This is a genomic window from Kribbella deserti (genome assembly GCF_042434725.1).
GTDB classification, from domain to species: Bacteria; Actinomycetota; Actinomycetes; order Propionibacteriales; family Kribbellaceae; genus Kribbella; species Kribbella deserti.
Genome location: NZ_JBHLTC010000040.1, coordinates 57,268 through 81,466, shown reverse-complemented (window position 1 = coordinate 81,466; position 24,199 = coordinate 57,268). Strand labels below are relative to the sequence as shown.

The window sequence follows — 24,199 nt, the reverse complement described above, 5'->3', positions numbered from 1 at the left end:
AGCGGGATACCGATGCGCCGCGGCGGGTTGCGGGGAGGGCGGCGGGGGGCGAGAAATTAGCGGGCGAGGGTGAAGAGGGTGGCGGGGAGGAGGGAGAGGACTACGGTGGCGCCCAGGCAGGTGCCGATGACGGCTACGGCTGGGTTTTCGATGTTGACGTTGAAGGGGTTGTCGACCGGGAGGCGGAAGAGTTCGGCCACCCAGCGGAGGTAGACGGCCAGGCCGATCATCACGTTGAGGGCCATCACCACGGCGAGCCAGATCAGGTCGGCGTCGATGACCGAGCCGAAGGCGGCGAACTTGGTGAACAGGCCGGCGAGGCCCGGCGGTAGGCCCGCGAGTACCACCAGGAAGAGAACCAGGCTCGCGCCGAGGCCGGGCTCGGTTCGGATCATGCCGCGGTAGTCGGTGAGCAGGCCTGCGGGGCGGTGGCGCTGGACCACGGCGACCGCGCCGAAGGCGCCGACGGTGACGATGACGTAGGCGGCGAGATAACCGACCACGGTCGCGGCGTCGCCGATGGCCAGCGGCGCGAGCAGGAAACCGGCCTGGCCGATCGAGGACCAGGCGAGCAGTCGTACGGCCTCGACCTGGCGGAGGGCGGCCAGGTTGCCGACCGTCATGGTGACGGCGGCGAGTACCGCAACCGCCGTACGAAGGGCCGAGCCGTCGGGAACGACTCCACTCGTCACGAGTACGAGCAGGCCCGCCACACCGGCGGACTTGGACACCACCGCGAGGAAGGCGGTGACCTCGATCGGCGCACCGGAGTATGTGTCCGGCAGCCAGCCGTGGAACGGAACGGCCGCGATCTTGAAGCCGAACCCGACCAGCACGAACAACCCTGCCGCCAGGGCCACCCGGTGCAGCCCGGGATCGAGGTCGAGCATGCGCGAGCTGATCGACTGCAGGTAGAGCGTGCCGGTTACGCCGTACAGGTAGGAGATGCCGAAGAGCATCACGGCCGTCGAAAGCACCGAGACCAGGAAGGCCTTCAGCGCGGCCTCGGAACCACGGCGATCCCGGCGCAGGGCCACCAGCGCGAAGCTCGGCAGCGAAACCACTTCGAGCGCGATCACCAAGGTGGCGAGGTCGCGGGCGCCCGCGAGTACGACGGCACCACTCAGGGCGCTCAGCAACAAGAAGTGGTACTCCCCGACCGGGATCGATGCGTCGAGCAACCGGTAAGCCGACAGGCCGACCACGCCGAGGCCACCACCGAGCAGTACGACCCATAGACCGACCGTCAACGGTTCGACCACCAGGCTGCACTCGGCCGGGCCCTCCGCGGCGAACCGGCAGAAGGCGGGCAGGAAGTCGTTGCGCTTGACCAGTACGAAGGCCAGCCCGAAGACGATCGCGCCGACCCCGATCACGCTGATCACGGTGTGCTTGAGCCGCTTGTCGCCGGTGCTCCAGAAGGCGTCCACGAGCAGCACGGCGATCGCCGCGAGCACGAGCACCAGCGGTACGGTCGCCGCCTGCCAGTCGGTCCAGGTGATCGTCACGAGAAGTTCCAGTAGTCGAGGAGCAGGCCGGGCCACACGCCGAGCAGAACGGTCAGGGCGACCAGCGGCGCCCAGGTGATCAGTTCGATCCGGCTCAGGTCGACGGCGAAGGCGGTCGCCGGGTACTCGGCGGGATCACCCTGGTTGAGGTTCCGCACCAGGCGCAGGAAGTACGCGGCGGTCAGCACCGTGCCCAGGCCGGCGATCACCATCATGGTCAGGAAGGTGCCCCGCGGCAGACCCGGCCCGGGCTGGTACGCGCCGAACAGCGCGAGCATCTCGCCCCAGAATCCGGCCAGTCCCGGCAGCCCCAGGCTGGCCAGCGACGCGAACGTCAGCAGGGCCGCGATCCGCGGCAACCGGGCGTACAGGGCGCGGCCGATCGTGCGCAGGTCGCTGGTGTCGTGCCGGTCCTTGATCGCGCCCGCGAGGAAGAACAGCAGGCCGGTGATCAGCCCGTGCGCGATATTCGCGAACAGCGCGCCGCTGAGGCCCTTGGGCGACATCGTGGCGATGCCAAGACCGATGAAACCCATGTGCCCGACGCTGGAGTAAGCGATCAGGCGCTTGAGGTCGGTCTGCGCCAGGCAGGCGAGTGAACCCGCGATGATCGCCACGGTCGAGAAGCCGGCCAGGTACGGCGCGATCGTGACGGTGGCCTCCGGCAGTACCGGCAGGAGGATCCGGATCAGGCCGTAGCTGCCGAGTTTCAGCAACACCCCGGCGAGCAACACCGAACCAACCGTCGGGGCCTTCGCGTGCGCGTCGGGAAGCCAGATGTGCAACGGCCAGAGCGGCAGCTTCACCGCGAGGCCGAGCGCGATCAGCACCGCCGCCAGCAGCGGTACGCCGTGGCCGCCGGTGATCGGGTTCTGGGTCAGCCAGACCAGGTCGAACGTGCCGACCTCGCGGTAGACCAGCAGGAACCCGAGCAGCATCACCGCGGAACCGGCGACGGTCATCAGTACGAAGGTGGTCGCGGCCCGGCGACGTCCGGCCGGGTCGTGGTGATCACCCCAGATGTCGATCACCAGCCACATCGGGATCAGCACGATCTCGAAGCAGACGAAGAACAGCACCAGGTCGAGAGCGGAGAACGTGCCGATCACGCCGGCCTCGATCACCAGCAGCAGCGCGATCAGCGAGCGGGTCCGGCCCACGCGCGGGGTGATGCGCAGCGAGTACACGCAGCAGAGCAAGACCAGCAGCGCGGTGAGCGCGACCAGCGGCACGGAGATCGAGTCGACGCCGACATGGAAACGCACACCTAGCGGCGGAATCCAGGGTGTGTTCGTCTCAGACCAGGAGAACGCGGAGGGCTGAGACGAAGTGGCGACCCAATGCCAGTCGGTCATCCGGGACCAGAGCACGCCGGAGCCGATCAAGGTGAGACCGGAGACGACGGCACCGAAGGCGGCCGCGATCCGATCGCCCACTGTCACCGGGAGCGCCCAGAGAATGATTGCCGCCAGCAACGGCAGACCAAGCATGACCAGCAGAACCGTGCTCATGCGCCGATCACCCCCGCGAGAATCGCGAGCGCGACCACACCGACCACGGCGGCGGTCAGGTACGTCTGCACGTTGCCGGTCTGCAGCAGGCGGAAGCCCTGCGAAACGAGTGTCCCGGTTCGGCCGAAACCGCGCACATACCCACCGATGACGTCACGGTCTCCCGCGACGGCCAGTCGCGCGAACCACCGCGCCGGCGTCACAACCGCCTTGTCGTAGAACGAGTCCACCCCGAACTCCCGCTCCAGCAACTCGGGCCGTGGATCCGCCCCACGCTGCCACAACGAGTACGCCGGCATGGCACCGACGATGGCCAGCACCAGCGTCAGCAGGCCCACGCCGAGATTGAGGTGCAGCCCTTCGACGTACCCGAGGCCGATCGCGCCGAGGGCGAGCACGCCGAGCGGGATCAGCATCAGCAGCGAGCCGTCGCGCAGGCCCGAGGTGTCCGGCTCGTCGAGATCCGCCATCGCCTCCTCTTCCTCGAAGGCGCCAAGCGCACCGGCGAGCGCGGGCGTCCGGAAGAACACCCACAACCACAACCGCACGCAGTAGAAGGCCGTCAGTACGGCGGTGAGGCAAACCGCCACCAGCACGATCCAGCCCACGGCCGAACCATTCCGGGCGGTACTCCAAGCGGCCTCGACCACCGCGTCCTTGGAGAAGAACCCGGCAAAACCCGGTACGCCGGCGAGTGCCGCGAGGCCGATCGTCATCGTGACGAAGGTGACGGGCATCGCCTTTCGCAGCGCGCCGCGACGCGTGTACCGGCGAAGAACCACCAGGGCGGCGCTTCCGACCTGATGCAGCAGTACACCCGCACAAAGGAACAACAGCGCCTTGAACGCGGCATGCGTGAGCAGGTGGAACAACGCCGCGTGACGGCCTTTCTCCGAACCCAGCGAAAGTCCGGCGAACATGATGGCCAGCTGGCTCACGGTCGACCAGGCGAGCACGCGTTTGACCTCGACGGCGGCCGATGCGCAGAGCGCCGCGAACACCATCGTGATCGCGGCGACGATGGCCAGCACGGTGAAGGTAGTCTCGGCCGCCGCGAACACGTCGTACAAGCGGGCGATCAGGAAGACGCCCGCCGCGACCATGGTGGCCGCGTGGATCAGGGCGCTGACCGGGCTCGGGCCGGGCATCGCGTCGGGCAGCCAGGTCTGCAGCGGCACCTGCGCGGACTTGCCGACAACCCCGACGAGCAGCAGCAACGTGCCGGCGGTCAAGGCGCCCGGCGGGATCTTGGCCGGGTCCAGCTCGCTGATCGTAAAGGTCTTGGCGGCGAAACCGAGGACGAAGATGCCGAACAGGAAACCGACATCGCCCAGCCGGGTCATCAGGAAGGCCTTGACCGCGCCGGAGCGAGCGTCACGCCGTTCCCAGTAATGGCTGATCAGCAGGTACGAGCAGACGCCCATCACCTCCCAGCCGATCAACAGCAGGAAGAGGCTGTCGGCAACGACCACGCTGACCATCGCCGCCGTGAAGAGCGTGACGAGGGCGGTGTACGGCGCGATGCGCGGCTCGTGGTGCAGGTAGCCGATCGAGTACACCTGGACGCAGGTGGCGACCACCCCGACCACCGCGAGCATGTACGCCGTGAGGTCGTCGGTGCGGACGCCGAATCCGATCACCTGGTCACCGGCGAGCGCGGTCGCGAACTGGTACTGCCCGGGCTCCGTTCCGGCGAGGATCGCGGCGGCGACGATGACGGCCAGCGAGAAGGCGATCCCGAAGACGCGCCAGGCGGTCGCGATCACCTGGCCTCCTCCACCGCGGGGGCCTCGACCAGATCGCGCGCGCTGTCCGCGTCGACGTGCCCGTGGCCGCGGAACAGCAGCAGGATGATCGCCAGGCCAAGGCCGATCTCAGCTGCCGCGATCGTGATCACGAAGACCGCCATCGTCTGGCCGGTGGCCAGGCCGTCGAGGTGCCAGGCGTCGAACGCGACCAGGTTCAGGTTCACGGCGTTCAGCATCAGCTCGAACGACATCAGCATGGTGATCGCGTTGCGGCGCGCGAGTACGCCGTACACGCCGACGCAGAACAGCACGACCGCCAGCAGCAGCGGCAGGATCAACGGCATCAGTCCCGCTCCTCCTCAGCCTCATCCGCCGTGGCGAGCGTGGTCCGGTCGGGTCGCTGGGAGAGCACGATGGCGCCGACGAGGGCCGCGAGCAACAACACCGAAAGCACTTCGAACGGCAGCACCCAGGTCTTGAAGACGGCGGTGCCGATGGCCGTGGCCGAGCCTTCCGGCACAGGCTGGATCCGCTCGCCGCCGAAGGCCAGGATCACGCCCAGGCTCAAAACGAGGCCGAGCCCGGTCGCCACGACGGCGGCGAACGGGCTCCGGCCGGTGGTGATACCCGGCAACGGATTGGTCGGGGCCTTGGTCAGCATCAGCGCGAAGAGCACCAGCACCACGATGGCGCCGACGTACACCAGGATCTGAACCAGCGCGACGAATTCGGCCTGCAGGGCGCCGAAGCAGCCGGCCACGCCGCCGAGCGCGACCACCAGCCAGAGAGCCGCGTGCACGATCCGGCGCGAGATGACCACCTGTACCGCGGCGACCAGTGTCACCAGCGCGGCGACGGCGAAGAGCACCGTGGTCACGCCTCGCCTCCGTCGATCGGCTGGGGCGCCGGCACCGTCCACATCCAGTCCCGCAACCGCTCCTTCTCGTGGGTGAGATTGCGCAGATCGGTTTCGGCGTACTCGAACTCCGGCGACCAGAACAGCGCGTCGAACGGGCAGGCCTCGATGCAGATCCCGCAGTACATGCACAGCGAGAAGTCGATCGCGAACCGGTCCAGCACGTTCCGGCTGCGCTCCCGCGCCTGCTCACCGACCGACGGCGCGGTCTCGGTGTGCGAGTCGATGTAGATGCACCAGCTCGGGCACTCCCGCGCGCACAACATGCACGAGGTGCAGTTCTCCTCCATCAGCGCGATCACGCCCCGCGTCCGCGGCGGCAGTTCGGGCTGGACATCCGGGTACTGCTCGGTGACGGAACGGCGAGACAGGGTCTTCGCGGTGACCTTGAGGCCGTCGATCAGTCCCTTACCTGGTACAGCCACGCCTCCTCCTCCGTCCGAGAGTCCTGAGGCCTGACACTAGTGGGTCCGCCGCCCTCATGCCGCGATCAGCCCTGCCTAAGGGGCCGGCTTGGTCACGTGGGGCGCGTCGATGGCCCAGTACCAGTCGTTGTCGCCGTTGGTCAGGGTCCACGTGATCGTCATCCGGCGGGCTCCTGCCGGCACGGCCACCTCGAGCCGTTCGGCCTTCGCGATCACGTCACCGCCGTACGTCAGGGGCCTGGCCCGTTCCAGCCGGGTGAGGAAATCCGGATGGCGGCTGAGGTCGGTCGCCGTACCCCAGCTGTTGCTCTTCACCTTGTGCTTGTCGGGCCAGACGCCGGTCGCGTTGGTGGCCCAGCCCGGGCCGGACAGCGTCGGCGCGAACGGCTGCGCGTACAGGGTGGTCTGGGCGGCATGGCCGCCGGCGATCAGGCCTTTCAGCGCAGGGGTATCGAAGGCCTGGATCTTCGGCAGCATGGCGCCGTCGACGCCGATCACCACGACCTTCGGAATCGGGGCGCTCGGCTTGGACCAGCTGGGCTGGGGTACGAGCGCGACGGTGGTCAGGGTCGCCAGGGCGAACAGGGCGGCGGATCTCTTCACGCGTTCCTCGGGTCACGAGAGGCTCGAAAATTGGTCCGGACCAACTTGTGAAAGGCCGTACGACAGCGTCAACGGCCAAGCGGTGAACAGGAGACGACCGACGGCCGGCGGTAGACGGGGGGTCGGCTGCCGACTTTTGGCGCGGCTACCTGGTTGGAACCGGGTAGCGGTCAAACAACTCGGCAGCGGCGGCACCACAACCGGGTAGCCGAGCAAAATCCCGGCACTCGTGTCCGGGATCGGAGAGGTCGACCCGCGAACGTCGAGCGCTAGCCGGCAAGGCGATACCGGATACACCTCACCTGAGCACCGCGGCGCCCGGGCCTCCACGCGTCCACGCGGCCACGCGGCCACGCGTCGAGTCTCCGGAGAGGCGGCACACGTCCGTCCGGCAGTCCGGCCTTTGGTTGTGCGGGTCCGGGCCGTGGTGGCGCGTGTTTACGTTGTCGTTGTTAGAGGGCTACGACGATGCCGGTGATGGCCAGTTGGAGCAGGGCCAGGGGGACGAGGCCTTGCCAGGCGAGGCGCTGGAGCTGGTCGGCGCGGAAGCGGGGAAAGGCGACGCGGATCCAGATGACCAGGAACGAGACGGCGCCGACCTTGAGCAGGGTCCACAACCAGCCGAGCGAATCGGGGCCTGGACCGGCCCAGCCGCCGAGGAACATCACCGTGGTCAGACCGGCCAGCACCACGATGCCGGCGTACTCGGCGAGCAGGAACATCGCGAAGCGCAGACCGCCGTACTCGGTGTAGGGCCCGAAGATCACCTCGGAGTCGGCCACCGGCATGTCGAACGGCGGCCGCTGCAATTCGGCCAGACCCGCCACGAAGAACACGAACATGCCAGGCAGCTGCCATAGCAACCACCACGGGCTCCACGCCTCGGCGATACCGGTCAGGCTCAACGTGCCGGCGGCGACGGCCACGCTCGCGGCGGACAGTACGAACGGCAGCTCGTAGCTCATCAGCTGGGCCGCGACCCGGAGACCACCGAGCAGGCTGTACTTGTTGCCGCTGGCCCAGCCCGCCATCAGCGAACCGAGCACCCCGATGCTCATCACCGCGAGTACGAAGAACAGGCTGGAGTCGAGATCAGCGCCGACGATGCCGGGCATCACCGGGATCGCGGCGAGGGCGGCCATGTACGGCAGGATCGCGACGATCGGAGCCCACTCGAAGACCCGCTTGTCGGCGGCGGCCGGAGTGACGCTCTCCTTCTGCACGAACTTCACGCCGTCCGCGACGAGCTGGGCCCAGCCGTGGAAACCACCCGCGTACATCGGGCCGAGCCGGGACTGCATGTGCGCCATCACCTTGTGCTCGGTCTGCCCGACCACCAACGGCAGCACCAGGAACGCGACGATCACGCCGGCGACCCGCAGCAGGAACTCCAGCACGGCGATCAGCTCCATGCGGCAGAGCCTAACGGTTCCGGCTTGACCTCAACCTTTGTTGAGGCACGAGCCTTACCTCGCGGGCGGATCTCCCCTCGCGGCAATCGATTGGAAGGCTCTGCGATGACACGCACAATCCTGGTAACCGGCGCCACCGGCAACGTCGGCCGCCACGTGGTCACCGGCCTGCTCGCGGCCGGCGTGACCGTGCGGGCCCTGGTCCGCAACCCCGCGCTGGCGGGCCTGCCGGTAGGCGTCGAGCTGGTTGCGGGTGATCTGACGGATCCCGCTTCCGTCGCCGCGGCATCAACCGGTACGGACGGCACTTTCTTGCTCTGGCCGTTCTACCCGCCGGACGGCGCCGAAAAGGTGGTCGAACAGCTCACCGGCCACGTCGTCTACCTGTCCGCCAGCGCCGTACGCGATGACCAGAGCGCCGAGCAGAACGGCGTCTGGGGCACGATCGAGCAGCTGGTACGGAAGGCCGGCCTGGATTGGACCTTCCTGCGCGCGGGTGGTTTCGCCGCCAACACGCTGGAGTGGTCCGAGCAGACCCTGCGTGGCGACGAGGTCCACCTCCCGTACACCGAGGCGGGCCGCTCGCTCATTCACGAACGCGATATCGCCGAGGTCGCCGTACGGGCCCTGCTGGATCGGCGCGTCGGCGAAACGCTGACCTTGACCGGTCCGGAAACGCTGACCCAGCGCGAGCAGATCCGGATCATCGGCGAGGTGATCGACCGCCCGCTGCGGGTCGTGGAGGTTTCGCCCGAGGTGGCGCGGGCCCACCTGGTGGCGCAGCTGGGCGAGGAGTTCGCGGCCGAGGCCATGCCGTACTGGGCCTCGCTGGTGGAGAACCCTGAAGGTGTCGAGACCACCGTCGAGAACGTTCTCGGCCGACCGGCGTTGACGTACCGCGAGTGGGTCGAGGACCACGCCGACGCGTTCCGCCCCCTGACCACGACGGAGGTGGCCGAGCGGTACGTCGAGGCCTTCCGCGGCGGGGCGATGGAGTCGGCGATGACCTTGCTGTCGCCGGAGATGGAGCGGATCGCGCCGATCGAGTTCGGGGGCGACCCGACTCCCTTGAAGGGGCTGAACGCGATCTTCGAGAACAGCGTGCGCCTGTTGGACGGGCACGTGATCGAAAAGGTGGACGTGCAAGGGCCGTTCCTGGCCGGCAACCAGTTCGCGGTTCGGTTCATCTTCGGCGCGGGCGATCTCGACCTGAGCGACCCGGGCACCACCAGCAAGATGTCCCTCTACACCGTCACCAACAGCCGAATTGTCCGCGAGGAGGTCTTCTACTTCACCCTCCCCGACCACCCTGCGCCGTAGCCGGACGGCTGGCGGCTGGCGGCTACCGGGTTTTGGTGCAGCTGCCGGGTTATGGGCGGTCCGGTGCCGAGTTGTTTGACCACCACCTGGTTGCAGCCGGGTAGCCGCGCCACAAGTCGGCAGCCGGTGCACTTGGGCAGGGTCTGGAGGACGTCTTGGCACGGGAAACCGGGGCCTAGCAGGGGGTGATAGGGCCGCTAGGACACGACTACCCCTGCCAGCCTCCTGTAACCACCACAGTCAGCCCTACGCGTACAACCCGGCGCCGAGATTGCCGCGGCTGCCGCCTCGGAGCTAGCAACTGCCCTAGTCCTCAGCAGGCCCCTCGGCCGCTGAAGGTGTTTCGGCCACTGAAGCCGGTTCCGCGGCTGGAGCCGCTTCGGCAGTCGGGGGCGCTTCGGTGGTCGGTGGCGCTTCGGTGGTCGGGGGCGCTTCGGTGGTTTTGGCGGTACGGCGTTCGCCGGGGGCGCGTCGTTCGCCTGCGGCGCGGCGGGGGCGCGCGGGGGCGGAGGCGGCTTGGGCGGCGGCCAACGGGTCGGGGTCGGGTGACCCGGGTGGGCGGGGGCCCCAGGTTTCCGGGTCCGGTACGCCGGGTGGCAACGTCCTGCGGCGGCTCGGCGCGCCGGTCTTCTTTGCGGCCCGGGGCGGTCGCGCGCCCGCCTCCGCGGCTGGCGCCGCCGCATCCCCAGCAGACCCGTCCGCCGCTGCGGGAGCCGCCGGAGCGCCCGGAGCCGCCTCAGCCCCAGGAGCAGCGGGAACGGCCGGTATGGGGGTTGGGGCGTGGTCGGACTCGCCTGGTTCTTTGGCGCCTGGCCAGGGCTTTGCCACCCGGGAGGCCAGGATGAACTCCTTGCGCAGGGGGTTGCCTTCGAAGCCGTCGGGCAGCAGAAGCGGGATGAGGTTCGGGTGGCCCTCGAAGTCGATGCCGAACATCTCGAAGGTTTCGCGCTCGTGCCAGTCGGCGCCCGCGAATACCTCGGTAAGCGTGGCCAAGCGGGGCGTCGTACGGGGAATGAGTGTGCGCAGCAGGAGGTGCTCGACGTGGCCGCCGCCCCAGAAGTCCGCGAGGTGGCTCACAACCCGGAAGCCGTCGTTCAGCTCGTCGGACGCGCTGAGGAAGTCGAAGAAGGTGAGGCCGACCTGGTCGCGCAGCAGTTCGTGGACCTCGACCCACGATTCGGCCGGTACATCCAGTGCCTGCGGCTCGAAGCTCTCGGCCGGGGTGACGGCGATTCCGGCCGCGGTGAGCACGGAAGTGGCCTGGGCCAGGACGTCGGCCGTCACTTCGGCAACACCAGGCCGCGGGTCAGTGCCTGCGGGGACGGCTCGTACCGGTCTTCGAGCTTCTCGCCCGCGATCTTCTCCTGCAATTTGAGAATGCCCTGCAGCAACGCCTCCGGCCTGGGAGGGCAGCCAGGTACGTAGACGTCCACAGGGATGATCTGATCGACGCCCTTGGTGACGCAGTACGAGTCCCAGTACGGGCCGCCGGAGTTGGAGCAGGACCCGAAGGAGATGACGTACTTAGGCTCGGGCATCTGGTCGTACAGGCGCTTGATCGCCGGGGCCATCTTGTCGGTCACCGTACCCGAGACGACCATCAGATCGGCCTGCCGCGGTCCGGGCGCGAACGGGATCACGCCGAGCCGGATGAAGTCGTGCCGCCCCATGGACGCGGCGATGAACTCGATCGCGCAGCAGGCCAGGCCGAAGTTGAAGACCCACAACGAGTACTTGCGGCCCCAGTTGAGCAGATAGCGCACCGGAGCCGGCGCCAGCCGGGCCAGCGCACCGACCTGCGGCGGCCCAACGGTGGGCGTCGGCAGATGGACCGCGCGGTCTGGAGTGGACACGGCCAAAGCCTACCCGCGCGCCCGCCGCGAGCCGGCGAAAGTAACGATCGAGCGGTAGTTGAAAGAGGCACGTTAAGGCGGGCCTCAGCGCCTTGACGGGTAACGAACCGCAACTTAGCGTGACTGAACAGGACTGAACAGGTTCTATCCGGCCAGCCCACGGCAGCCTGTTCCCGCGTCCTGTCCCAGGAGGAGAAAAGATGGTCGAGCAGTTGGACCCGGGGGCCACCGCCACCCGGGCGCTGTCGGTGGAGAGCAACGGTCTGAACGTCATCGACGACGCCGAACGTAAAGGGCGGCCGCGGGACCTGTTCTGGCCGTGGTTCGGCGCGAACGTCTCCGTGCTCGGTCTCAGTTACGGCGCCTTCACGTTCGGCTTCGGTATCTCGTTCTGGCAGGCGATCTTCGCCGGCCTGATCGGCGTGGTCTTCTCGTTCCTGCTCTGCGGCTTGATCGCCCTGGCCGGCAAACGCGGTTCGGCGCCGACGATGGTGCTCAGCCGGGCGGCGTTCGGGGTGCGCGGCAACAAACTGCCGTCGTTCATCTCCTGGGTGCTGACGGTCGGCTGGGAGACCGTGCTGACCATTCTCGCCACGCTGGCGACGGCCACCATCTTCGAGCGGCTCGGCTGGGGCGGCGGCAACGCCACCAAGCTGATCGCGCTGGTCGTGGTCGGCTCGCTGATCGTCGCCGCCGGCGTACTCGGCTTCGACCTGATCATGCGGTTGCAGGCCATCATCACCGTGGTCACCGCCGTACTGACCGTCATCTACATCGCGCTGGTGGCCGACACCATCAACTGGGGCACGGTTTCGGCGCTGCCGGCCGGTTCGACCCAGGCCGTGATCGGCGCGCTGATCTTCCTGATGACTGGCTTCGGCCTCGGCTGGGTCAACGCCGCCGCGGACTACTCGCGCTACCTGCCGCGTTCGTCGTCCTCGAAGGGCGTTGTCGGCTGGACCACGTTCGGCGCGGCGATCGCCCCGCTCGTACTGCTCTTCTTCGGCCTGCTGCTGGCCGGTTCGTCGACGGACCTGAGCGCCGCGATCGCCGGTGACCCGATCGGCGCGCTGGCCGAACTGCTGCCGACCTGGTTCCTGGTTCCGTTCGCCATCGTCGCCGTACTCGGCCTGGTCGGTGGCGCGGTGCTCGACATCTACTCGTCCGGTCTGGCCCTGCTGTCCCTCGGCCTGAAGGCGCCGCGCTGGGTGGCCGCGCTGATCGACGGCACGCTGATGGTGATCGGCACGGTCTACATCGTCTTCTTCAGCACCGACTTCGTCTGGCAGTTCCAGGGCTTCCTGATCACGCTCGGCGTTCCGATCGCGGCCTGGTGCGGCATCATGCTCGCCGACATCGCCTCGCGCCGCGGCGACTACGCCGACGCCGAGTTGTACGACCCGCGCGGCCGCTACGGCGACATCCGCTGGATCCCCGTGCTGACCGTGCTCGCCGCCACCGCGATCGGCTGGGGCCTCGTCACCAACGGCTCGGCCCCGTGGCTGACCTGGCAGGGCTATCTGCTCGGTCCGATCGGCGGCAAGGAAGGCGCGTGGGCCTTCGCCAACATCGGCGTACTGCTCGCCCTGGTCGCCGGATTCGTCATCCAGTACTTCACCGGCCGTGGCCGGGTCCGTGCCCAGGAGGGGATCAGGGAATGACCGAACACCAGGCGCCGCTGCTCGCGGTCATCGACATGCAACGGATCTTCGCAGAGCCCGAGAGCCGCTGGGCTACTCCTGGCTTCGACGACATCGTCGGGCCGATCCAGGAGCTTGTGACGGCTATGGCTCCCCGGGTGGTCTTCACCCGGTTCGTTGCACCGGACCAACCTCACGGCGCCTGGAAGGACTACTACGAGGCTTGGCCGTTCGCACTGCAACCAGCTGATTCGTATGCGTACCAGCTGGTTGACAGCCTCAACAACGGTCAGCCGACTATCGACGCCACCACCTTCAGCAAGTGGGGATACGAACTTGCCGAACAGGTAGGCAGCGGGAACCGCCTAGTGCTCGCAGGGGTCTCTACCGACTGCTGCGTGCTCTCGACGGCCCTCGCGGCCGTGGATGCCGGCGTACACGTCCAGGTCGTCGCAGACGCCTGTGCGGGTGTGGACGAGCGCACCCACCGCAAGGCCCTGGACGTGATGAACCTGTACGCCCCGCTGCTAGAGGTGGTGACGGTCGCCGGGCTGCTCGAGCGCGACGGGCTTGAGGTGCAACACCAGTGATCCGCGGGGTCAACCTCAAGCACGAGCGGATCGCCGCGATCCTGGCCAAGGAGATTCGCTCCGGCCAGGTTCGCAGCGGCGCGCAGCTGCCCGGCGAGGTGGAGCTGGCGAAGCGGTTCGCCGTCAGCCGCAACACCGTGCGGGCGGCCCTCGCCGATCTGAACGAGGCCGGCCTGATCACCACCCGGACCGGCAAGGGCTCGTTCGTGCTGTTCGACGGACGGCCTCTCGATGACCGGCTCGGCTGGGCGCACGCGTTGGCCCAGCACGGCGTCAACACTCACGTCCGGGTGCTGCGGCTCGCGCTGGAAAAGGACTTCGAGCTGTCCGAACGGCTCGGGCTGGACTCCCCCGACGTGATCGTGATCGAACGCGTCCGGGCGATCGTGGACGGCGCGGCGATCTCGATCGAGCGCAGCTGCATCCCTGCCATCGAGGGCCTGCGGGACGTGCCCGAACGTGGGCTCGACAACGACTCGATCACCACCACCCTGAACAAGGCCGGCCTGTACCTGCATCACGGCGAGCAGCGCCTGCGCGGCCGGGCCATCGACGAAGGCGAGGCCGATCTGCTCGGCCGCGAGCCCGGCGAGTGGTTCCTGCACACCCGGCGGGTCAGCTGGACCGCCGACGAGCGATTCGCCGAACAGGTGGACAGCCTGCTCGATCCGGACCACTTCGAGCTCAGCCTGCACTACAGCGAGGGTGAGTGAGCACGGCCCGGGCCACTGGAGCGCTGTACGGCCTGGCCATCGGTGACGCGCTCGGCATGCCGACCCAGTCGTTGCCTAGGGAACTCATCATCGAGCGGTACGGCGACGTGCTGGACGGATTTCACCCGGCCCCGGCGGACCAACCGCTAGCCGCCGGTTTACCCGCGGGCGCGATCACCGACGACACCGAACAGGCCTTGCTACTGGCCGAACTGCTGGTCTCGTCCGGCGGCCGGATCGACGGCAAGGAACTGGCGAGGCGCCTGCTGGCCTGGGAAGAGTCGATGCACGAGCGTGGTTCGCTCGACCTGCTCGGGCCTTCCACGAAACGCGCCGTCACCGAACTGCTGGCCGGTACCGACATCAGCCAGACCGGCCGTTTCGGTACGACGAACGGCGCAGCAATGCGAATCGCCCCGGTCGGTATCGCCACCGGGTGCAGCGATCTACCGGCACTGGTCGACCGTGTGGTCGAGGCGAGCGCGGTCACCCACAACACGGGTCTGGCCCTCGCCGGCGCTTCGGCCGTCGCGGCCGCGGTCAGCGCGGGCGTGGACGGCGCGACCGTGCAAGAGGCCATCATCGTCGGCATCGAGGCGGCCCGGATCGCGGCTGATCGCGGCCACTGGGTGGCCGGCGCCGATATCGCCACCCGGATCGATTGGGCCGTCGGCCTGATCCGTTCCGGCGTACGGCTGATCGACGATGCGACTGACCCTCCGGACGGCCCGAGCGTGGGCCGGCATTCCCGGGCCGGTGGTTCCCTGGCCACCGTCGGATCGGACGGCGTATCCCCGGCCGCTCGCCCGAGTCTCGGAGCGGCACCAGGACAGCCTCCCTGCCCAGGTGCCGTGTCCGCTCTGGTTTACGACCTCGTCGGCACCAGCCTGGCCAGCCAGGAATCGGTACCAGCGGCCTTCGCGATCCTCGCCGCGTATCCCGACGACCCGTGGCTGGCCAGCCGCGTGGCCGCGTCGGTCGGCGGTGACTGCGACACCATCGGCGCGATGGCCGGTGCGATCGCGGGCGCCTGCCACGGCGCCGGGGCCTTTCCCGACGAGGCCCGCAAGACCGTTGCCGAGGTCAACAATCTGCGGCTGGACGAACTGGCCGGCGACCTGCTGGCGCTGAGGCAATCATGAGGCCGGGACTGGCGCTGCGGCAGGGCCGATCGTGAGGCTGCTACATCTCGGCAATGTCGTGATCGACCTGGTGCTGACCATCGACGATCTGCCGGCGCGTGGTGGTGACGTGATCGCGAGCAGTACGGCGACCACCCCGGGCGGCGGTTTCAACGTGATGGCGGCGGCGGTCCGGCTCGGCCTGCCCGTCGGGTACGGCGGCGCGCACGGCACTGGCCCGTTCGGCGAGCTGGCCCGCGAGGCCTTGACCGCCGCCGGGATCGAGGTGGTCCAGCCGATCACGCCGGGCATAGACACCGGATTTGTCGTCACGCTGGTCGAGGCCGACGGCGAACGCACCTTCGTCACCAGCCGTGGAGCCGAATCCACCCTCACGGCGGCCGACCTCGACCGGATAAGCCTCGGCCCGGACGACCTCGTCTACCTGTCCGGGTACGGCCTGATGCACCCGTCCAACCGGGCGGCGCTCGTTCCTTGGCTGAGCCGGATCCCCGACGACGTGCTCGTGTACGTCGACCCCGGGCCGCTCGGCCACCAAGTTCCTGCGGACGACCTGGCCGTCGTACTGGCTCGGACTGACTGGTGGAGCTGCAACGAACGCGAGGCCTCAGACCTCACCAACCTGGCCGACCCGGCAGAAGCCGCCCGGGTCCTTCTAGAACGGACAGGCCGTCGCGGGGTCGTCGTACGGCTTGGGTCGTCGGGATGCCTGCTCGCCGTTCGGGGCGCCGAGCCGCGGCTCATGCCGGGTTTCGCGGTCGAGGCGGTTGACCTCAACGGTGCGGGTGATGCGCATGCCGGAGCCTTTCTGGCGGCTCTGGCCGCTGGAGCCGATCCGGCCGCCGCTGCCAGCCGTGCGAACGCTGCCGCGGCCTTGGCCGTTACCCGCCGAGGGCCGGCTACTGGTCCCACTAGTGCGGAGCTAGACGTTTTCCTCCGTTCCTAGACGTACTAGGGAGAGCAGGCGCAGCCGGAGTAGGGAGTTGTACCGATGTCCGGGGCGTCCTCAGACGCGCAGAGTCGGGTTATCGACCACGAGCTTCCGGAGGACGCCGTGTACCCGCACACCGACTTCATCCTTACCGAGATCGCCTACCGCCAGGAACGCATTCGCCGCGACTTTCGCCGGGCGGGCTGGTTCACCCGGCGACGCCTCGGGAAAGCCATCGAAACCGCTGAAACCGCTCAGCCGGCTGAAGCCGCTCAGACTGTTCACGCGGCTGCAAAGCCTGCAGCCGCGTCAGGTCCAGGTCGCGGTGTCCGGATCGATGCCGCGCGATCGGGCATTCGCGTCAATGGCGCTGCTTAGCCAGGAGTTGAGCCCGGGCTCGATGGCGTCGTAGTACGTCGCGTAGCCCGGGTCCGCGACGTACGTCCGCCCGATGCACACCTGCATCGAATGAGTGCAGTCGAAGTAGGCGCTGATCGAGGCCCGGTGCCGCTCCGCGAGTGCATTCGCCTCGGGACTGCCGGGCGTGACGCCCGCCCGTTTGGCAGTGGCCAGGGCCTCGTGGAGAGCCGCGGTGTTTTCGGCGAGCTCCTGCCAGTCCTCGACGGTTCTGCCCGCCGAGCGCTCGGCGTACTGGGCCCACTGGGCTGTGTCGCCCCAGCGCTCACGGGCTTCGATGACCGAGGACGGCTGCCAGTCCGCACCGAAGATGGCGACCTGCTCCTCGTCCGAGAGCAGAATGCCCGCGTTCCTTGCCTCGATCAGCCGGTCGACCGAACCGACCATGCCTTGCAAGCGGGCGATCCGGTCGACCAGCTGGTCACGTTGCTGCTGCAGCGACTTGGTGGCGTCGTTCGACGGGTCGTCCAGGACAGCGCCGATGGCCTCGAGCGGGAACCCGAGCTCGCGATAGATGAGGACTCGGTGGATCCGGGCGACATCCGCCGGGGCGTAGAGCCGGTAGCCGCTCAAGGTCCGCCCGGACGGGCAAACGAGTCCGATCGCGTCCCAGTGATGCAGCGTCCGCACAGTCACCCCAACCACCGACGCGGCAGCCCCAACCGTCAGACCCTCCGCCCCAGCTTCAACAGCCAGGGCGTCGGACGGCTCGGGACCGAGAGTCATGCGTTCCAGTTTGCCAGCCCGCACGAGCGCGGTTCCGGGCATCACTCCTTCGGGCGCTCGATGCCGACGGCCTTGAGATAACGAGCCTCCTCGCTGTCGGGTTCGAGCGGACGGGCGGCCGTCAGAATGACCCGGGCCCGCTCCGGCGTGACAACCTCCAGCTCAACGGAATTCCACGGCGTCTTCCGTGGCCCGGTGGTACAGCCGGGCAGCAGTTCGGCACAAGCCGCGGCCGCCTCGTCGATCTGGCGCAACACGCACGAGAAACTCACGCTCACCGCGGGCGCCTTCTCGACCGGCTCGTCGGCCTGGAGCAGGAGCACGTCCTGGAACGCCCACCGGCGAAGGTGCGTGAGCCGCCCGGGAATCGTGAACAGGTCGATGAACCCCATCCCCCGAATCCAGAAGTCGACCGACGCCGCCAAGTCGGTCGTCGGCACGGTGACGAACATCGGCATGCCATAAATGCCCCGGCAGATCTCGGGCGGTTCGGCATCAAGCGCCGGCACCGGAACAGGACTCATCTCGAACGCGGAGTAGTAATCAGCCATGCCCCCACCGTCCCCCCTCACGCCACGTCAGGGTCAACCCCGCCCCGCCCCGCCCACGCCCGCGTGTCGCCGTTCATCGGACGCTTGTGACCAGGCGTGTCGGGGTTCATCGGACGCTTGTGACCGGCGGTCTAGGGCGTGGGGACGGCGTGAGCGGACCGGGATAGGGAGCGCGGAGCGGCGGCATAGGGAGTTGTCCTGATGTGCGCGGCATCCTCAGAACGGGAGATTAGGGGCATCGACAAGGAGTCGAGGCAACAATCGCCAGGAGGCGCACGATGTACCCCACCACCCAGCTAGCCCAGGCCGAGATCTCCTACCGTCAGGAGCTGCTGGCCAAGAGCTACCGCAGGTCGACCAAGCACAGCGAGCCGTTACACCGCCGCTTCTTCCACCTGCGGGCCCGCCACACCGCATGATCCCGGGCCCACGCCCGCCGCCCCATCCACCCAGCGCGACCGCAGGCTCCCCGCCTCCGGTCGCGCTTTCACGTTTCCCCGACCGCCCACATCCCCGGGCCCTCGCCGTACGGCGGACCCCTGCGCCTCGCCGTACGCGCGGAAAGCGCCGGTGGCGAGCGGCATAGGGGTCCGGGAGGAGGCTGGGTAGGGAGTGGGGTGAGGCGGGATAGGGAGTTGTTCCGATGTGGACGAGGGCCTCAGGGGAGCACTGTAGGGACATCGACAAGGAGTCGAGCCACACCAGCCAGGAGGCACCAAATGTTGTTCCCCACCACCCAGGTCGCTCAAGCCGAGATGACCTATCGCACCGAACGGATCAGCCGGGACTTCGCCCAGGCGTCGGCTTGGCGGCAGCGCCGGGCGGCGGCCAAGCAGGAGCGGGCGCTGCAGGCGGTCGAGGCCGCCGAGGCGCGCGTTGTCGAGGCCGCTCAGGCAGCGCATACCACGCATGAGCTGCAGTCGCCGGCCAGCCTGCACACCGCCCGGCACCACGCCCGGCACGCACGTCGGGGACTGCGTCCCACCCAGGCCGCATGACCTCCGTCGGCACCGCCCCCGATCGCTTGTTCCCGGCAACTTCCGGGGCTTCGACCGGGGGCGGTTCGCGTACTCGGGTGGGCTGCCGTCGACTGGTGTCGGCGCCAAGGGCGAAGATGGACGACGTGCCTTGGACTTCGACACCTCTCGTCGGCCGCTCAACCGAGATGGCCACCTTGCTCAGCGCCGTGGACGATGCGCGAACCGGGCGGGCCGGCGCGTTGCTGCTGGCCGGTGACGCGGGCGTCGGCAAGACCCGTTTGCTGGACGAGGTCGCGACCGGCGCACAGGAACGCGGGTTCAGTGTTCTGGTCGGCCATTGCACCAACTTCGGTGACGCCGAGCTGCCGTACCTGCCGTTCACCGAGGTCTTCGGCCGGCTGGCGCAGGAGCAACTCGACGGCCTGCTCACCGGCTACCCCGCGATCGGCCGGCTGCTGCCGACGCACCGGTTGATCGGTGCCCCGTCCGCGCCGCAGGACGGCCAGATCGCCCGCGCCGCGCTGTTCGACGCCGTGCTGGGCGCGCTGACCGCGATCTCCGCCGCCGAACCGCTGTTGCTGGTGATCGAGGACGCGCACTGGGCCGACGACTCGACCCGCGACCTGATCGGATTCCTGTTCACCCGGCTGAACACGCAGCGGATCGCCCTGCTGGTCTCGTACCGCAGCGACGATCTGCACCGCCGTCATCCGCTCCGCCGGGTGATCGGCGAGTGGTCCCGCATTCCGCACGTGCGCCGGCTGAACCTGCTGCCCTTGGACGCGGACGAGTCCCGCACGCTGCTGTCCGCCCTGCTCACCGAGCCGTTGGCCGAGCGCGAGGTGCAGCGCATCCTCGATCGCGCGGGCGGTAACGCCTTCTTCACCGAGGAACTCGTCGCCGCCGCGTCGAGCATGGGCGATCCCTGCGTCGTACCGCCTGAGCTGGCGGATCTGCTGCTCGTCCGGCTCGATGCGGTCTCGGAGGACGCTCGCCAGGTCGCGCGGGTCATCACCGTGGCCGGTCGCCGCGTGCCGCACACCCTGCTGAGCGCCGTCGCGGGACTGCCCGAGCGTGAGCTGGAGACGGCTCTGCGCGAGCTGATCGACGGCCACGTGATCGAGCACCCCGGCGATTCCGGTTACTACTTCCGCCACGCGCTGCTCGCCGAGGCGGTGTACGACGACCTGCTGCCGGGCGAGCGCGTTCGCCTGCACGCGGCGTACGCGACTGCCCTGGAACAACAGACCGTCGCTGGTACGGCGGCCGAACTGGCTCGCCACGCCACCCGGTCGCACGATCTGGCCACCGCGTTCGAGGCCCGGGTCCGCGCGGCCGACGAGGCTATGTCGGTCGCGGCGCCGCAGGAGGCGCTGAAGCACTACGAGATGGCGCTGGAGTTGTTGCCGAACGCGTCGCCCGACTCGAAGATCGACAAGCTCTGGCTGGTCTGCGCCACCGCGAAGGCCGCCGCCCTGTCCGGGCAACAGCCGCGCGCGCTGAAGCTGGTTCGCAAGACCCTGGGTGATCTGCCCGCAGACGTGCCGGACAGGGGCCGGGCCCGGCTGTTACTGGCTCTGGCCACGGTGGCGCTGGAGGTGGACCACGACCAGGAGGCGCATAGCGCGAGCACGCTCGCCGTACGGCTGACCAGCGGGGACTCGAGTCAACTGCGCGCCGAGGTGCTCGCCCTGCACGCGCGGACCACCTGGGCGCTCGGCCGGAACATGGAGGCCGAGCGCTGGGCCACCGAGGCGCTCGAGGTCGCCGCCAAAGCGGGATACCAGGATGCCGCCAGCGATGCCAGCATCACCTTGGCCCAGCTCCGCCGTCGCGCGGGCGATCCCCGCACGGCCATGCAGCAACTGGAGGAGGCCGCGGTGCAGGCCCGGCTGGCGGGCGACGCCGCGGCCGAGGTGCGGAGCCGGTTCCTGGTGGGCTCGATCCAGTACGACCTCGGCGATCTCTCCAATGCCCATACCTCCTTCAGCGCGGCGTACGAGCGCGCCACCGAGCTCGGCCGGCAATGGGCGGTGTACGGGTTCGACTCCCGCCGGATGCTCGCCTTGTGCGAGTTCGTCATGGGCGACTGGGATGCGGCGATGGCGACCGCCGCGGTTCGCGACTCGCCGCCACCCGTCGCGGAGGCCGCCCTGGTCTCGCTCGGCCTCGGGATTCGCAGCGCCCGCGGTGACACCTCGGTAGCGGCCGACTTCGAGGACCGGCGCGGTTCGTGGAGCCTGGACGTGATGCTCCCGATCGCCGGGGTCGGAGGAGCCGTCGACGCGTATCTGCAGCTTGACCAGCCGGCGGCCGCCGAGCGGGCGCTGCACGCGGCGACCGAGCTGTGCGCCGAGGTGTTCCAGACGCAGTGGTTCCACGCCCGCGTCCGCTTCTCCAGTCTCGAACTCGAAGTGCTCTGCCACCGGGTCGTGACCGAGCCGGACGCCACTCGCGCCCAGCTCGTGGCCAAGGGCGCCGAACTGGTCGAGATGGGCCGGGCCGTCGATGAAAAGGGCTTACCCGCGGGCCGTACGCTCGGTGTCGAGGGCCGGGCCTGGCTCGCGCGTCTGGACGCGGAGTGGGATCGCCTGCGCTGGCTGGCTGCGATCGACGCGCCTACCGCGGAGGAACTGGTCGAGAGTTGGCAGCGGGCGGTCGAGGCCTTCGGCTACGGGTATGTCTACGAGCAGGCCCGGTGCCGCGTTCACCTCTCCGCCGCGTTGCGGGCCGCGGGTCGGATCGCCGACGCCCACGAGCAGACCGACCTGGCCGCGGAGGTGGCCCGCCGTCTCGGTGCGAAGCCGCTACTCGCCGAATTGGGCAGTACGGACGCCAACACGGCTCTGACCGGTCGTGAGACCGAGGTACTCGCTCTGTTGGCCGAGGGACGGACGAACCGTCAGCTGGCGCGCGAGCTGTACATCAGCGAGAAGACGGTGAGCGTGCACGTCTCCAACATCCTGGCCAAGCTGGGCGTCCGCAGCCGCACCGAAGCCGCCGCCGTAGCCCGTCGCACGGGACTGCTGTAGGCCGCCTCGACGTCGCCGCTAGTGGTGGCGGTGGCGTAGGCGGGGGTGGTGGATCAGGCCGGCGTGGCGGTCGCGGCGCTGCGCGAGTTCGTCATCGCGCGCCTGATCGACGCTGCTGATCAGCTGATCGAACACCTGCGAGGCGTGATGGAACTTGACCGCGCAGATGATCGCGAAGAGCAGGAACAGCCCTGCCAACGCTGGAACCCAGTAATGCCACGCCATCACATCTCCCCGTGTTCTCCCCGTTCCCCCACGTAGCAGCTTAACCATGATCTAACATTGTTGCGAACAGAGCGTGGGCTGCCGTTACTCAATGCACATGAAACCTTCGCATTGTTGCGCTAAGCAATTACACACGGTCACCGCCCGCGCTGGTTGCCCAGCACAATCCGGACGCCGTTTGGCCGTGCGGCCGCGGTGCTGTTTCATCAACAGGTGAAGTCCTTCAGCGCGGATCAGGTTCGCCGGGCCGTGCCGATGGCAGAGGCCATCCGGGCCGTTCGGCAGGCGTTTTTCGATCTCCAGGCCGGCCATTTCGTGCTCCCGCCCCGCGAGGTCTTCGGTGACGGCAAGGTGCTGGTGATGTCGGCCTACCACTCGCCCACGAACACGGCCGTGGTGAAGACGATCGGCATCGACCTCGACCGGGTTCCGGCCGTGCAGGCGACCGTGGTCTGGACCGGCGCCCGCGGCCAGGTCGTCGCGGATGGCGCCACGCTCACCACCCTGCGAACCGGCGCGGTCGTCGGTGTCGCGACAGACCTCCTGGCCCGGCCGGGCGCGATCCGGCTCACCTTGATCGGCACGGGCGCGCAGGCGGCGGACCAGGTCCACGCCGTACTGGCCGTCCGGCCGATCGAACACGTCACGATCGTCGGGCGGGACCTCACCCGCGCGTCCACGCTGGCCGCCGTACTGGCGCATGACTATGCCGAGGTGCTGTTCACCGCCGGTACGTCGATCGACGAGGCCATCGGGGACGCGGACGTGGTCTGCTGCGCGACGTCGTCGTCCACACCGTTGTTCGAGTTGTCGGCGCTGCCGGAGCGGGCCCACGTGAACGCGATCGGCGCCTTCCGGCCGTCCATGTGCGAACTGCCGCTCGACCTGCTCGCCGACGCCTCGGTAGTGGTGGTGGATCAACTGGAAGCCGCGCTGGCCGAATCCGGCGAGATCATCGACGCCTTGGCCGCAGGACTTCCCGTGGAACCTGTTGAGCTTGGAGCCGCCTTGGCGTCCCCACCGGCTCCGCGCGGTCGTACGGTCTTCAAGTCCGTAGGCCTCGCTGCCCAGGACTGGGCCGTTACAAGTCTGCTCGCTTAGTTAGACCCTCGGAGGCTGGGATGCTAGGTCTACCGACTGGAGGAGTGGCTGTGAGACTGACGCGCGGTACGACGGCAGCGGTGGCACTGGTACTCGGCCTGGCCTTGAGCGGCTGCGGGGAAGATACCCCGGCTCTACCCGACGTACCGGACGTGACGGTTCCGAAGGTCAACATCCCGCAGATCCCGACCGAACTGCCCGACCCGAAGGTGGACGCGAAGGCCGCGGGCAAGCTGCTCTGCGACGCGGGCGACGCGTGGTTCAGCGCCAACGCCGCCCAGCGCAAGGTGATCGAACCGCCTCTGCGCCGCGCGATCGGGCACTACCGCGGCAGCTCCGACGAGTCGATCAAGAACCTCGCCATCGCCGCGGACGCCCTCGTCACCGCGAACCAGGCCACCCGCGAAGCTGCCGCGGCCGCCTTCCGCAAGCAGTGCGCCAAGTCCAACTAACCGAGGTCCAACTAGCCCGGCGGATCAGGTCCAGGACAGGACGCCCTTGCGCCAGGCATACAGCAGGCCCACCGCGACAAAGGCCAGGAACACGAACATCTCCACCAGGCTGGCCGCGCCGAATCCGGCCAGCGCGAACACCGTCGCCCAGGGGAACAGGTACACCGCGTCGACAGCGAAGATCACGTACAGATACGCGAACAGGTAATACCGGATGTGCGCCTGCGCCCAGCCCTCGCCCACCGGGTCGACCCCGGACTCGTAGGTGGTGAGCTTCTCCGGCGTCGCGTGGGTCACCGTCAGCGCCTTGTTCAGCGCGAACGCCCCGACCAGTCCCCCCAGGCCGAGCACGACCACCGCCGCGATCACGCCATAACCCTCCGCCATACCCCCACCCTAATTC

Annotated in this window: 25 protein-coding genes and 1 pseudogene; 11 read left to right on the top strand and 15 right to left on the bottom strand. The window is 68.7% G+C overall.

Translation table 11 applies throughout. The annotated features are described in order from the left end of the window. Positions 1–56: 56 nt before the first annotated feature. The 8 genes and pseudogenes from ACFFGN_RS31585 to ACFFGN_RS31550 form a co-directional block, all read right to left on the bottom strand. Positions 57–1,508: an NADH-quinone oxidoreductase subunit N gene (locus ACFFGN_RS31585; protein WP_380055344.1), complete on the bottom strand. Its 1,452-nt coding sequence runs from the start codon at positions 1,506–1,508 to the stop codon at positions 57–59. Continuing rightward, complete coding sequence (locus ACFFGN_RS31580) at positions 1,505–3,019, bottom strand: complex I subunit 4 family protein (RefSeq protein ID WP_380055341.1); 1,515 nt, start codon at positions 3,017–3,019, stop codon at positions 1,505–1,507. Before ACFFGN_RS31580 ends, ACFFGN_RS31585 begins: the two co-directional genes overlap by 4 nt. Then, positions 3,016–4,785, bottom strand: a complete 1,770-nt coding sequence (locus tag ACFFGN_RS31575) for an NADH-quinone oxidoreductase subunit 5 family protein (protein ID WP_380055338.1) — start codon at positions 4,783–4,785, stop codon at positions 3,016–3,018. Before ACFFGN_RS31575 ends, ACFFGN_RS31580 begins: the two co-directional genes overlap by 4 nt. After that, positions 4,782–5,111, bottom strand: a complete 330-nt coding sequence (nuoK, locus tag ACFFGN_RS31570; protein ID WP_380055336.1) for an NADH-quinone oxidoreductase subunit NuoK — start codon at positions 5,109–5,111, stop codon at positions 4,782–4,784. Before nuoK ends, ACFFGN_RS31575 begins: the two co-directional genes overlap by 4 nt. Next, complete coding sequence (locus ACFFGN_RS31565; protein ID WP_380055332.1) at positions 5,111–5,644, bottom strand: NADH-quinone oxidoreductase subunit J family protein; 534 nt, start codon at positions 5,642–5,644, stop codon at positions 5,111–5,113. Before ACFFGN_RS31565 ends, nuoK begins: the two co-directional genes overlap by 1 nt. A 113-nt stretch (positions 5,645–5,757) precedes the next feature. Beyond that, positions 5,758–5,973, bottom strand: a pseudogene (locus ACFFGN_RS31560) (4Fe-4S binding protein); the annotation flags it as partial. Between the two features lie 210 nt (positions 5,974–6,183). Next, positions 6,184–6,711 carry an alkaline phosphatase family protein gene (locus tag ACFFGN_RS31555; protein WP_380055330.1) on the bottom strand — a complete coding sequence of 176 codons (528 nt, stop codon included), beginning with the start codon at positions 6,709–6,711 and terminating at the stop codon, positions 6,184–6,186. Positions 6,712–7,163: 452 nt separating this feature from the next. Beyond that, positions 7,164–8,123 carry a complex I subunit 1/NuoH family protein gene (locus tag ACFFGN_RS31550; RefSeq protein ID WP_380055327.1) on the bottom strand — a complete coding sequence of 320 codons (960 nt, stop codon included), beginning with the start codon at positions 8,121–8,123 and terminating at the stop codon, positions 7,164–7,166. A 105-nt stretch (positions 8,124–8,228) separates the two neighbouring features. Here ACFFGN_RS31550 and ACFFGN_RS31545 point away from each other — a divergent pair, with 105 nt between their 5' ends. Continuing rightward, positions 8,229–9,443, top strand: coding sequence for an NmrA family NAD(P)-binding protein (locus tag ACFFGN_RS31545; RefSeq protein ID WP_380055324.1), 1,215 nt, complete (start codon positions 8,229–8,231; stop codon positions 9,441–9,443). A 306-nt stretch (positions 9,444–9,749) separates the two neighbouring features. Here the strand turns inward: ACFFGN_RS31545 and ACFFGN_RS31540 are convergent, their stop codons facing one another. Both ACFFGN_RS31540 and ACFFGN_RS31535 read right to left on the bottom strand, forming a co-directional pair. Beyond that, a complete protein-coding gene (locus tag ACFFGN_RS31540; protein WP_380055321.1) occupies positions 9,750–10,727 on the bottom strand; it encodes an NADH-quinone oxidoreductase subunit C in 978 nt (325 codons plus the stop codon). Then, complete coding sequence (locus ACFFGN_RS31535; RefSeq protein ID WP_446685230.1) at positions 10,724–11,296, bottom strand: NADH-quinone oxidoreductase subunit B; 573 nt, start codon at positions 11,294–11,296, stop codon at positions 10,724–10,726. Before ACFFGN_RS31535 ends, ACFFGN_RS31540 begins: the two co-directional genes overlap by 4 nt. Before the next feature lie 200 nt (positions 11,297–11,496). On the opposite strand from ACFFGN_RS31535, the gene ACFFGN_RS31530 reads away from it, so the two are divergent. The 5 genes from ACFFGN_RS31530 to ACFFGN_RS31510 are packed head-to-tail and all read left to right on the top strand — an operon-like array spanning position 11,497 to position 16,327. Next, positions 11,497–12,957: a purine-cytosine permease family protein gene (locus ACFFGN_RS31530; protein WP_380055318.1), complete on the top strand. Its 1,461-nt coding sequence runs from the start codon at positions 11,497–11,499 to the stop codon at positions 12,955–12,957. Next, complete coding sequence (locus ACFFGN_RS31525; RefSeq protein ID WP_380055315.1) at positions 12,954–13,526, top strand: cysteine hydrolase family protein; 573 nt, start codon at positions 12,954–12,956, stop codon at positions 13,524–13,526. The genes ACFFGN_RS31530 and ACFFGN_RS31525 overlap by 4 nt, the downstream gene beginning before the upstream one ends. After that, positions 13,523–14,239 carry a GntR family transcriptional regulator gene (locus tag ACFFGN_RS31520; RefSeq protein WP_380055312.1) on the top strand — a complete coding sequence of 239 codons (717 nt, stop codon included), beginning with the start codon at positions 13,523–13,525 and terminating at the stop codon, positions 14,237–14,239. The genes ACFFGN_RS31525 and ACFFGN_RS31520 overlap by 4 nt, the downstream gene beginning before the upstream one ends. Then, positions 14,236–15,381 carry an ADP-ribosylglycohydrolase family protein gene (locus tag ACFFGN_RS31515; protein WP_380055309.1) on the top strand — a complete coding sequence of 382 codons (1,146 nt, stop codon included), beginning with the start codon at positions 14,236–14,238 and terminating at the stop codon, positions 15,379–15,381. Before ACFFGN_RS31520 ends, ACFFGN_RS31515 begins: the two co-directional genes overlap by 4 nt. A 31-nt stretch (positions 15,382–15,412) precedes the next feature. Next, on the top strand, positions 15,413–16,327 hold the full coding sequence (locus ACFFGN_RS31510; protein ID WP_380055306.1) for a PfkB family carbohydrate kinase: 915 nt from the start codon (positions 15,413–15,415) through the stop codon (positions 16,325–16,327). 60 nt (positions 16,328–16,387) lie between these two features. Here ACFFGN_RS31510 and ACFFGN_RS31505 read toward each other — a convergent pair whose 3' ends face one another. From ACFFGN_RS31505 to ACFFGN_RS31495, 3 genes are read right to left on the bottom strand one after another with little or no spacing between them, the layout of a single operon-like run. Beyond that, entirely contained in the window at positions 16,388–16,597 is a 210-nt protein-coding gene (locus ACFFGN_RS31505) for a hypothetical protein (RefSeq protein ID WP_380055303.1), read from the bottom strand. 24 nt (positions 16,598–16,621) lie between these two features. Next, positions 16,622–17,455, bottom strand: a complete 834-nt coding sequence (locus ACFFGN_RS31500) for a MerR family transcriptional regulator (protein ID WP_380055299.1) — start codon at positions 17,453–17,455, stop codon at positions 16,622–16,624. Between the two features lie 41 nt (positions 17,456–17,496). Beyond that, entirely contained in the window at positions 17,497–18,006 is a 510-nt protein-coding gene (locus tag ACFFGN_RS31495) for a VOC family protein (protein WP_380055297.1), read from the bottom strand. 278 nt (positions 18,007–18,284) lie between these two features. Here ACFFGN_RS31495 and ACFFGN_RS31490 point away from each other — a divergent pair, with 278 nt between their 5' ends. From ACFFGN_RS31490 to ACFFGN_RS31480, 3 genes are all read left to right on the top strand, one after another. After that, positions 18,285–18,425: a hypothetical protein gene (locus ACFFGN_RS31490; protein ID WP_380055294.1), complete on the top strand. Its 141-nt coding sequence runs from the start codon at positions 18,285–18,287 to the stop codon at positions 18,423–18,425. 300 nt (positions 18,426–18,725) lie between these two features. Then, positions 18,726–19,004 (top strand): hypothetical protein, encoded by a 279-nt coding sequence (locus ACFFGN_RS31485; RefSeq protein ID WP_380055290.1) that lies wholly within the window; start codon positions 18,726–18,728, stop codon positions 19,002–19,004. 116 nt (positions 19,005–19,120) lie between these two features. Then, on the top strand, positions 19,121–22,018 hold the full coding sequence (locus ACFFGN_RS31480) for an ATP-binding protein (protein ID WP_380055286.1): 2,898 nt from the start codon (positions 19,121–19,123) through the stop codon (positions 22,016–22,018). Positions 22,019–22,036: 18 nt separating this feature from the next. Here the strand turns inward: ACFFGN_RS31480 and ACFFGN_RS31475 are convergent, their stop codons facing one another. Then, entirely contained in the window at positions 22,037–22,243 is a 207-nt protein-coding gene (locus ACFFGN_RS31475) for a hypothetical protein (RefSeq protein ID WP_380055283.1), read from the bottom strand. Positions 22,244–22,456: 213 nt separating this feature from the next. Here ACFFGN_RS31475 and ACFFGN_RS31470 point away from each other — a divergent pair, with 213 nt between their 5' ends. Both ACFFGN_RS31470 and ACFFGN_RS31465 read left to right on the top strand, forming a co-directional pair. After that, the gene (locus ACFFGN_RS31470; protein WP_380055280.1) at positions 22,457–23,344 is read left to right on the top strand and encodes an ornithine cyclodeaminase family protein; all 888 of its coding nucleotides are present in this window, start codon (positions 22,457–22,459) and stop codon (positions 23,342–23,344) included. A gap of 50 nt (positions 23,345–23,394) precedes the next feature. Further along, on the top strand, positions 23,395–23,796 hold the full coding sequence (locus ACFFGN_RS31465; protein WP_380055277.1) for a hypothetical protein: 402 nt from the start codon (positions 23,395–23,397) through the stop codon (positions 23,794–23,796). 24 nt (positions 23,797–23,820) lie between these two features. Here the strand turns inward: ACFFGN_RS31465 and ACFFGN_RS31460 are convergent, their stop codons facing one another. Then, complete coding sequence (locus ACFFGN_RS31460; RefSeq protein ID WP_380055274.1) at positions 23,821–24,183, bottom strand: NADH-quinone oxidoreductase subunit A; 363 nt, start codon at positions 24,181–24,183, stop codon at positions 23,821–23,823. Positions 24,184–24,199: the final 16 nt, after the last annotated feature.

Bases quoted from the DNA above. Each gene is read 5' to 3' on its own strand.
- ACFFGN_RS31580 (WP_380055341.1), bottom strand. From the start codon at position 3,019: ATGAGCACGGTTCTGCTGGTCATGCTTGGTCTGCCGTTGCTGGCGGCA.
- nuoK (WP_380055336.1), bottom strand. From the start codon at position 5,111: ATGCCGTTGATCCTGCCGCTGCTGCTGGCGGTCGTGCTGTTCTGCGTC.
- ACFFGN_RS31550 (WP_380055327.1), bottom strand. From the start codon at position 8,123: ATGGAGCTGATCGCCGTGCTGGAGTTCCTGCTGCGGGTCGCCGGCGTG.
- ACFFGN_RS31545 (WP_380055324.1), top strand. From the start codon at position 8,229: ATGACACGCACAATCCTGGTAACCGGCGCCACCGGCAACGTCGGCCGC.
- ACFFGN_RS31530 (WP_380055318.1), top strand. From the start codon at position 11,497: ATGGTCGAGCAGTTGGACCCGGGGGCCACCGCCACCCGGGCGCTGTCG.
- ACFFGN_RS31525 (WP_380055315.1), top strand. From the start codon at position 12,954: ATGACCGAACACCAGGCGCCGCTGCTCGCGGTCATCGACATGCAACGG.
- ACFFGN_RS31500 (WP_380055299.1), bottom strand. From the start codon at position 17,455: ATGACTCTCGGTCCCGAGCCGTCCGACGCCCTGGCTGTTGAAGCTGGG.
- ACFFGN_RS31495 (WP_380055297.1), bottom strand. From the start codon at position 18,006: ATGGCTGATTACTACTCCGCGTTCGAGATGAGTCCTGTTCCGGTGCCG.
- ACFFGN_RS31490 (WP_380055294.1), top strand. From the start codon at position 18,285: ATGTACCCCACCACCCAGCTAGCCCAGGCCGAGATCTCCTACCGTCAG.
- ACFFGN_RS31485 (WP_380055290.1), top strand. From the start codon at position 18,726: ATGTTGTTCCCCACCACCCAGGTCGCTCAAGCCGAGATGACCTATCGC.
- ACFFGN_RS31480 (WP_380055286.1), top strand. From the start codon at position 19,121: ATGGACGACGTGCCTTGGACTTCGACACCTCTCGTCGGCCGCTCAACC.
- ACFFGN_RS31475 (WP_380055283.1), bottom strand. From the start codon at position 22,243: ATGGCGTGGCATTACTGGGTTCCAGCGTTGGCAGGGCTGTTCCTGCTC.
- ACFFGN_RS31460 (WP_380055274.1), bottom strand. From the start codon at position 24,183: ATGGCGGAGGGTTATGGCGTGATCGCGGCGGTGGTCGTGCTCGGCCTG.